This is a genomic window from Corallococcus llansteffanensis (genome assembly GCF_003612055.1).
Taxonomy (GTDB): domain Bacteria; phylum Myxococcota; class Myxococcia; order Myxococcales; family Myxococcaceae; genus Corallococcus; species Corallococcus llansteffanensis.
The window spans coordinates 1-1,796 of record NZ_RAWB01000967.1; the positions used below are offsets into that span (position 1 = coordinate 1).

Below are 1,796 nucleotides of genomic sequence, written 5' to 3' on the forward strand. Positions count from 1 at the left end.
CCGCCACGTTGCCGATGAGCTGCTTCGCCTGCTCGTTGGCGATCGTCACCAGCACCGCGCCAAAGAAGGCCATGCCGGACATCACCAGCCACACGCTGCGCCCGCCCAGCGCGTGCACCTGCGCCAGTGTTTCACGCAAGGGCACGCCCTCCCTTGTGCCCGCCCGCACCGTGCGCGCCAGCATCACCACCGGCGCTCCGAAGAAGGACAGCACGCGGCTCATGCCATCCACCGCGACAGCAGCGTCGTCAGCAGGAAATCCAGGAGGAAGATGGCCGCGCAGCCCAGCACCACCGCGCTCGCCGCGGCCTCTCCCACGGCCCTTGCTCCGCCGTTCGCCCGCAGGCCCACCGCCGTGGAGATGAGCGAGATGGCCAGCCCGAAGGCCCCTGTCTTCACCACGCCCCCCACGATGTCGAAGGGGCTCAGCATGTCCGCGAACGTCCCGAAGAACACCCGCAGCGGCAGGTTCAACGTGAGCTTCGCCGCCACCGCTTCGCAGAGGATGGCCACCACGAAGGTGAACGTGCTCAGCGCCAGCATGCTCACCTCCATCGCCACCACGCGGGGCGCCACCAGGAGCGCGAAGGGATCCAACCCGATGCCTCGCAGGCCTTCGATCTGCCCGCCCACCTTCAGCAGGGCCAGCTCCGCCGCGTTCCGCGCTCCAATCCGCGCCGACATGATCAGCCCCAGGAGCAGCGGGCCGAACTCCCACAGCACGCCGTAGCCCGCGGCCCAGCCCAGGAACGCTCGCGCGCCGAAGCGCTGGATGTAGAGCCCCGCCTGCACCACCACGATGACGCCCGCGAGCGCCGCCGTCGCCAGCGCCAGGGGCAGGGAGCCGTAGCCGAACTGCACCAGCGCTCGTGACAGCTCGCGCCGCTCCAGACGTCGCAGGCCCCACACCGTCCGCCCCGCGACCAGCGCCAGCGCGCCGACTCCACCCACCGCGCTCATCGCCGAGCGGCCCAGCCAGGCGAGGGCGGCGGTGCTCACGGGTGCCGCCAGGGGATGCTCATGCGAGGGCCTCATCCGGTGCCTGTTCGAGTTCCGGCGCCGGGGCGCCATCGTGCACCAGTCTGCCTCCGCGCAGGTACAGCCAGCGGGGCAGGGGGAGATCCACGGGCGCTTCCGGTGCGGCCACGAGCAGCGTCCCCGTGCCCGCCACGTCCAGGAGGACTCGCGCCACCTGCCTCGCGGTGCCCGGATCCAGGCCCGCGAACGGATCATCCGCGAGCAGCACCGCGGGCCTCGCCGCCAGCGCCCTCGCGAGCCCGGCGCGCTTCTTCATACCTCCGGACAGCCGCTCGGGCAGGGTGTCCGCCGCGTCCGAAAGGCCCACCGAGCGCAGCACCGCGTCCGTGCGCTCGCGGGCCTCGGGTTCTGGGACGTGCCTGCGCAGCAGCGGCTGCATCACGTTCTGGCGCACCGTCAGCGAGTCGAACAGCGCGTCCGTCTGGAACACGAAGCCGAACGCCGCCTGCGACCTGCGACGCTCCGGCGCCGTGAGCTTCGCGACGTCCTGCCCGTCCCACGTCACCCGGCCCGAGGAAGGCAGCAGCAGGCCCGCGAGCGCCTTCAACAGCGTCGTCTTGCCGGAGCCCGAACGCCCAAGCACCAGGGCCCGTGTCCCCGGGGGCACGAGGCAGTCCGTGGACTCCAGCACGGTCCTGGGACCGTGGCGGATCGTGAGGCCTTCGGCGCGCAGTTCCATCAGCGCCTGAAGAAGACGGCCGCGCCCTCGTCACCCGCGGTGCCGATTCGCGTCGGGATCCGTCCATCCAGTGCACGCA

The 1,796-nt window shown here is 71.8% G+C and carries 2 protein-coding genes and 1 pseudogene; all 3 read right to left on the reverse strand.

Going from position 1 to position 1,796, the window contains the following annotated elements; genetic code table 11:
- Nucleotides 1-223: pseudogene (locus D7V93_RS42545) on the reverse strand (ABC transporter permease); the annotation flags it as partial.
- Nucleotides 220-999: an MlaE family ABC transporter permease gene (locus D7V93_RS42550; RefSeq protein ID WP_244237839.1), complete on the reverse strand. Its 780-nt coding sequence runs from the start codon at nucleotides 997-999 to the stop codon at nucleotides 220-222. The pseudogene D7V93_RS42545 and the gene D7V93_RS42550, both read right to left, overlap by 4 nt.
- 19 nt (nucleotides 1,000-1,018) lie before the next feature.
- Nucleotides 1,019-1,717 (reverse strand): ATP-binding cassette domain-containing protein, encoded by a 699-nt coding sequence (locus D7V93_RS42555; RefSeq protein WP_120648627.1) that lies wholly within the window; start codon nucleotides 1,715-1,717, stop codon nucleotides 1,019-1,021.
- Between the last annotated feature and the right edge of the window lie 79 nt (nucleotides 1,718-1,796).